Source organism: Anaerophilus nitritigenes (assembly GCF_004138215.1).
GTDB lineage: Bacteria > Bacillota > Clostridia > Peptostreptococcales > Thermotaleaceae > Anaerophilus > Anaerophilus nitritogenes.
Genome location: NZ_RYYS01000053.1, coordinates 21171 through 27248 on the forward strand (window position 1 = coordinate 21171; position 6078 = coordinate 27248).

At 31.0% G+C, this 6078-nt stretch carries 9 protein-coding genes; 1 reads left to right on the forward strand and 8 read right to left on the reverse strand.

From position 1 onward, the window contains the following. Positions 1–9: 9 nt before the first annotated feature. From EK368_RS08025 to EK368_RS08055, 8 genes are all read right to left on the reverse strand, one after another. Complete coding sequence (locus EK368_RS08025; RefSeq protein WP_129598271.1) at positions 10–2493, reverse strand: heavy metal translocating P-type ATPase; 2484 nt, start codon at positions 2491–2493, stop codon at positions 10–12. A gap of 127 nt (positions 2494–2620) precedes the next feature. After that, a complete protein-coding gene (locus tag EK368_RS08030; protein WP_129598272.1) occupies positions 2621–3070 on the reverse strand; it encodes a hypothetical protein in 450 nt (149 codons plus the stop codon). A 79-nt stretch (positions 3071–3149) separates the two neighbouring features. Next, complete coding sequence (locus EK368_RS15255; RefSeq protein WP_279222270.1) at positions 3150–3278, reverse strand: LDCC motif putative metal-binding protein; 129 nt, start codon at positions 3276–3278, stop codon at positions 3150–3152. A gap of 20 nt (positions 3279–3298) precedes the next feature. Further along, positions 3299–3541, reverse strand: a complete 243-nt coding sequence (locus EK368_RS08035) for a zinc ribbon domain-containing protein (protein ID WP_129598273.1) — start codon at positions 3539–3541, stop codon at positions 3299–3301. Positions 3542–3658: 117 nt separating this feature from the next. After that, positions 3659–3853, reverse strand: coding sequence for a hypothetical protein (locus tag EK368_RS08040; protein WP_129598274.1), 195 nt, complete (start codon positions 3851–3853; stop codon positions 3659–3661). Positions 3854–4550: 697 nt separating this feature from the next. After that, a complete protein-coding gene (locus EK368_RS08045; protein WP_129598275.1) occupies positions 4551–4790 on the reverse strand; it encodes a DUF2933 domain-containing protein in 240 nt (79 codons plus the stop codon). Between the two features lie 11 nt (positions 4791–4801). After that, entirely contained in the window at positions 4802–4954 is a 153-nt protein-coding gene (locus tag EK368_RS08050; protein WP_129598276.1) for a NusG domain II-containing protein, read from the reverse strand. A gap of 187 nt (positions 4955–5141) precedes the next feature. Further along, positions 5142–5498 (reverse strand): four-helix bundle copper-binding protein, encoded by a 357-nt coding sequence (locus EK368_RS08055; RefSeq protein WP_129598277.1) that lies wholly within the window; start codon positions 5496–5498, stop codon positions 5142–5144. A gap of 121 nt (positions 5499–5619) precedes the next feature. On the opposite strand from EK368_RS08055, the gene EK368_RS08060 reads away from it, so the two are divergent. After that, positions 5620–5907 (forward strand): DUF421 domain-containing protein, encoded by a 288-nt coding sequence (locus EK368_RS08060; RefSeq protein ID WP_129598278.1) that lies wholly within the window; start codon positions 5620–5622, stop codon positions 5905–5907. Positions 5908–6078: the final 171 nt, after the last annotated feature.

Genomic DNA, 6078 nt, shown 5'->3' on the forward strand with positions numbered 1-6078 from the left:
CTCCTAAAATTATTTTTTTATCACAGGTTTAAAACCTTTTAACCTAAGTGCATTTAAAAGCACTGATACAGAACTAAATGACATTGCTGCTGCTGCAAACATAGGGTTCAGCCTTGGTCCTCCGAAGATATAAAATAGTCCTGCTGCTAACGGAATACCTGCTGTATTATAAGCAAATGCCCAGAATAGATTCTGCTTAATATTTCTGATTGTTTTCTTGCTTAATTGTATGGCAGTAACTACATCTAAAAGGTCACTCTTCATTAAAACAATATCTGCTGACTCCATAGCAACATCTGTTCCAGAGCCAATAGCAATACCTACATCAGCTTGTGCTAATGCTGGTGCATCATTAATACCATCTCCTACCATTGCAACAATATTTCCTGTTTCCTGAAGTTTCTTGACTTCCTTTGCTTTATCCTCTGGGAGAACCTCTGCAAGTACAATATCGATTCCAACCTGTTTTGCAATTGCTTGTGCAGTTCTTTTATTATCTCCTGTGATCATGGCAACTTTTATGCCTATCTCATGTAGTTTTTTAATTGCAAAAGCACTATTTTCTTTTGTTGTGTCTGCAACAGCGATTATCCCTGCTAACTGATGATCTATTGCCATAAACATGGGCGTTTTCCCTTCACTAGCTAACCTATCTGACTGTTCTTGTAATGTTATTTCTATTTTTCTATCATGTATAAGCTTTTTATTTCCAAGAAGTATATCCTTTCCTTGAATGATAACTTCTATTCCATGCCCAGGTATAGCACTAAATTTATCTACTTTTGAAAAACTCAATCCTTTTTCTTCTGCACACTTAACAATTGCCTCTCCTAAAGGATGCTCTGACCCTTTTTCTGCACTAGCAGCTAATTGCAATATCTCATTTTGTTCATATTTTGTTGTAGTTACCACATTTGTTACCTTTGGTTTTCCCTCTGTAATCGTACCTGTCTTATCAAAAACAATTGTTTTAATTTTGTGTGCTGTTTCCAAAGGTACCCCGCCTTTGATGAGTACACCATATTCAGCCCCTTTTCCAGTTCCAACCATGATTGCTGTAGGTGTTGCTAAACCTAATGCACATGGACACGCTATGACTAAAACTGAAATAAATATGGTCAACGAAAATATTAAAGATCTTCCTGAAATAAACCATGCTAATCCAGCTATCATTGCGATAGCAATTACTATAGGAACAAAATAGCCAGAAATAATATCTGCTAATTTTGCAATAGGTGCCTTTGATCCTTGTGCTTCTTCAACCAATTTTATAATTTGTGCTAAAGCTGTGTCTTTTCCTACTTTTGTTGCCTTAAATTTTATTAATCCATTTTTATTGATGCTTGCACCCGTCACACTAGATCCAATATCTTTCTCAACAGGTATACTTTCACCTGTTAACATGGATTCATCTACAGAAGTATATCCTTCTATCACTACTCCATCTACCGGTATTTTTTCACCAGGTTTTACAATTATTAAATCTCCTGTTTCAACTTCTTCTATTGGAATAACTACTTCTTGATTGTTTTGCATAACAGTAGCAGTTTTTGGTGCTAATCCCATAAGTTTTTTTATAGCTTCAGAAGTTTTTCCTTTAGAAACAGCTTCTAAATATTTTCCTAAAAGAATAAGTGTAATAATTACCCCTGCTGTTTCAAAATATAGTTCCTGTGCAAATTCAAATTTTCCTGCTATAATCTCTTTCATTGCAAACAATCCATATATAATTGCTGCACTTGTTCCTATTGCAATAAGAGAATCCATATTAGGATTTTTTCTTATCAAAGATTTAAATCCTATAGTATAAAATTTGTTCCCTGCTATAATAACAGGTATTGTTAATAATAGCTGCACTAATGCGAAGTTTAAAGGATTGAATACTGGATCAATGATTGGAGGCAGATATAAACCAAGCATATGCCCCATAGCAATATATAAGATCGGTAAAGTAAACAATGCGGATATTACAAACTTTTTCCAAAGAGTTTTCATTTCTTTCATTCTTCTCTCTTTTTCTTCATCCACTTGTTTTCCTGCTTCAATTTCTAAAGCCTTGTATCCTGCCTTTTCTATTCCCTGTTTGATTTCTGAGATTCGGGTTAAATTTGCATCATACACTACAGTAGCTTTTTCTGTAGCAAAATTAACACTTACATTCTGTGCCCCTTGAAGTTTTTTAATAGATTTTTCAATATTTGCTGCGCAGGATACACAGGTCATACCTGATATAGGTATTGTTACTTCTCTAAAATTACTTGCTCCTTCTGCAGTATACCCAGCATTAGCAACTGCTGTTTTTATATCTTCAATGCTAGTCTTTGTTTCATCAAACTCTACATCAAGTTTCTCTGTGGCAAAATTAACATTTGCTGTAGTAACCCCTTCTACTTTGGTAACACTTTTTTCAACTGCCTTTGCACAAGATGCACATGTCATTCCTATTATATTCAGTGTTTCAGTATTTCTAGCTATATCTAACACTCCCTTCATGATTGTTAGCCTGTATACCCCCATCAGGGTATGTAGACTATATAAAAAACTCTGGACATTTAATATTAATTATTGTTTGTAACAATTTGTAATTCATACATGCCAGAGTTTTTTATATTATTTTAGTCTAAAAACTACCCATCATGTTAGAAGAATCTCCATGACAACCTTCAGCGCCACCCATAGCATTATGCATTTGAATCATAGTATCCTTATCAACGCTTTCCATCATCCTTGCCATGTCTTCATAGCCACTATTTTTCATAATATCAATCATATTCTTATAATCTTCATCTGTCATATTGTTCATAAATTCATCCATAGCTTTATAATCATTATTCTTCATATAATCTGCTACATTTTCATATCCATTTTTTTTCATAGTCTTAATCATGTCTTTATAATTTTTGTTATTATTGTTTTTTAATTGACTATCATTTTTCCATAACTTCTTTTCAATATTAACTTTACTCACCACTGTGTCCTTGTTGCTTTTAGAATTAGCATAACCAAAACCTGTTGCTACACCTATAATTAAAATTCCTGACATTAAAAGTATTAAGCTTTTTCTTTTCATAATTCATTTCCTCCTCATAATTTTGTTTTACAATAATGCATATTGCAATATCTATGCCATATAAAAAAGTAAAAACTACCTATTTAGACTTTGTAGATTTAGACCCATTTTTTTTATTCACACTGCAACAATCCATTCTTTCTGATCCAAAATTTTTTTTATTTGCCGCTTCTAGTTTCTTAAGGAAATTTTCAAACCACTTTTTCATTTTATATTCCTCCTTTGTTTTTATGATCTATATTGCTCACAATAAGGACATTTTCTCCAGTTTATATCAATCATACGTCCACACCCCTTACACTTTCTTTTAAGTTTTTCTTTACAATTTGGACAATAATTATACTCTTGCTTTAATGTATAACCACAAATATTGCAACAATTGTTTAGACTTCCATCACATACACATGCATGCTCATGCTTCATAAAAAAGTATATAAATATAACAGCTATAATAAATACTGTAATCATCATGGCTTCTTCTCATTCCTTTCTAATTTAGAACCACAATAAGGACATATTTTGTAGCTTTTCACACAACACTTGTGGCATATTCCTCATTCCATGATATAGTTTAAAAATATCAACTTTTTATCCAACATCTATTGAGTTTCTCTTTTCTTCTTCTGTAATCATTTGCTTTGAAGTTGTATTTGCATTCATTTTAGTATCACAGCTATTCTCTCTATGATAGCTATGTCCTCCGCAACATCCTTCATTTTTAAACATACGGTATATCATAAATCCTATTAAAATAATATAAAATGTTCTAAAAATCAATATCATGTAAAGCACTCCTCTCATGTTAGAATAAAGTTTTGTAAATCATTTATTAAAATTTGTTTTAATTAAAGCAATTTATTTATACTATAAATCCCTACCGTTGCACCTATCATTACAAAGAAAATAGCTAATGAAACAACAAAATACCTAAATTTATCCATAATCGATCATCTCCTTTTAAAAGATTTTCTTTTATTTTTAACTTACTTGTATTCAATGCAAAATTAATGCCAATTTTGATACTATTGTTTAATTTAAAAGTTATATATTGTTTTTGTATTATTCTTGCTTACATTCTAAATAAGAAGGAGTGATGTTTATGGAGAAAATAGGTAGAATTATAAGTATTGATGGTCATTTTTCAAAAATCCAAATAATCCGAAGTTCATACAAAACAATGAAATAATCCCATGTCATACGTATAATCTCCACAAAATATATACGCATGTTTCACACCAATATAGTAGCCTACTATTTTAAATGTTTTCTACAAACATATGTTTTCATTATAGGATGTATTGTAGCAAATGCTACAGTTCCTTTATCATTTTCTACACTCTACTAAGAAATTTTTATAAAAAAGCAATATATAATTCCTATAGAATAATAGTGACGGATTTTAAAAAATCATCTATATAAAACTCCTCAAGCAAAATAAAATTTACTTGAGGAGTTTTATATTTTTATTCTTGTAAATTCATTATCCTTTACTGCCTGATTTCATTATCATAAGCATCATTCCTACATGCATCAATGGACATAATAAGAATGCAAAGGAAGATAATATACCTCCTTTGATACCAAACAGAGGCAATCCTGCTATAACAACAATAGGTAATAAACAACATAGCATCATCATTAATCCATGCTTCATAAATCCTTTTTGTCCTTCATCATTATTTTGTTGGCAATCTTTATTTTTTTTGTTCAAATGAATCATTTTATCTCCTCCTAATACAATATTATATCTATCTCTTCTTTTTGTTTTTGTTTTTGCTCAAAAGCTACTACAATCTTATTTGGCATACAAACGATACTCTGATATTTTTTATCAATCCATCCTATCTCTGAACATATACTACGAGGACACATATTTTTGATCATTATCCATTCCTATAGCTACTACAGATATAGTTCCTGCTATAGTTACAAGGAGTACCAAAATAATTAATATCTTATCCCCCCTTGTCATGAATCTCCTCCTTTCATACTAAACATAATTACTGCAAATTCTATGCCAAAAAAAATTGACACAGTATCAACTGTGTCAATTTTTAATCTTTTCTATTTTTTATACCATAGCCATATTCATTTTTCTACATTCATCTGCACACATACGGCAAATTTCAGCGCATTTTTTACAATGTTCGTCTTGGAACATTTCACAATCCTTTGCACAAGCATCACAAATATCTGCACATGTCTTACAAACTTCTTTAGCATATTTGCTGCCTCTTGACATATAGTGTATAGCTAAATTACAAATATCAATACAATCACGAAGCATCTCTATACAGCTCACTCTACTTTTTACATCTGCCTCCTGTAAACATAATGTAAGACATTCCTCACAAGCTTGTAAACATTTCATGCACGCATCAATACAAGTTTGCATATTTTCATTATTCACATTTCCAACAATACTCATTTATCATATACCTCCCTAAATTATATAGTATATTAGCAAGTTTAGTATTTCTCATTTATGAGAATTTTATAACACAATTTAGGGAAATACTAATTGTATACCTTTTGAAAGAATGTTTTCTATGAATTTACATACAATTTTCTTTAAAGGAGAAACATTAAATTTTATTGATCTCTTTATCAGAATATCCATTCTGTATTTTATGCTGTTAGGATCAGGTAAATTGATGGGCTTTAGACAACCAGGTATTATTACTTTCTATAATTTTTTGATGGCTGCTGGAATCAGTCATATTGCTGCTTCTTGTATGGTAAACCCCGAGTCAAAATTAGTAGATGCTATAGCTATTATTGTTATTTATACTTTAATCCATTTATTTATATCCTATCTATACGTTAAATTTCCTTAAAATCCCTTTTTTCTATCAAAAAGTGAAAATAAAGTTGGTAAGAAAGCTTAGAATAAAGAGTGAAAGGGATAAGGGGCAAGGACTGTCTTTTTTCTTCAATCTTTTTGTTGTATTCGCAAAAAAATCTCTTTCGCTTTCCCCCACTCCCTCTAAATCCCTGGACCCCTTATT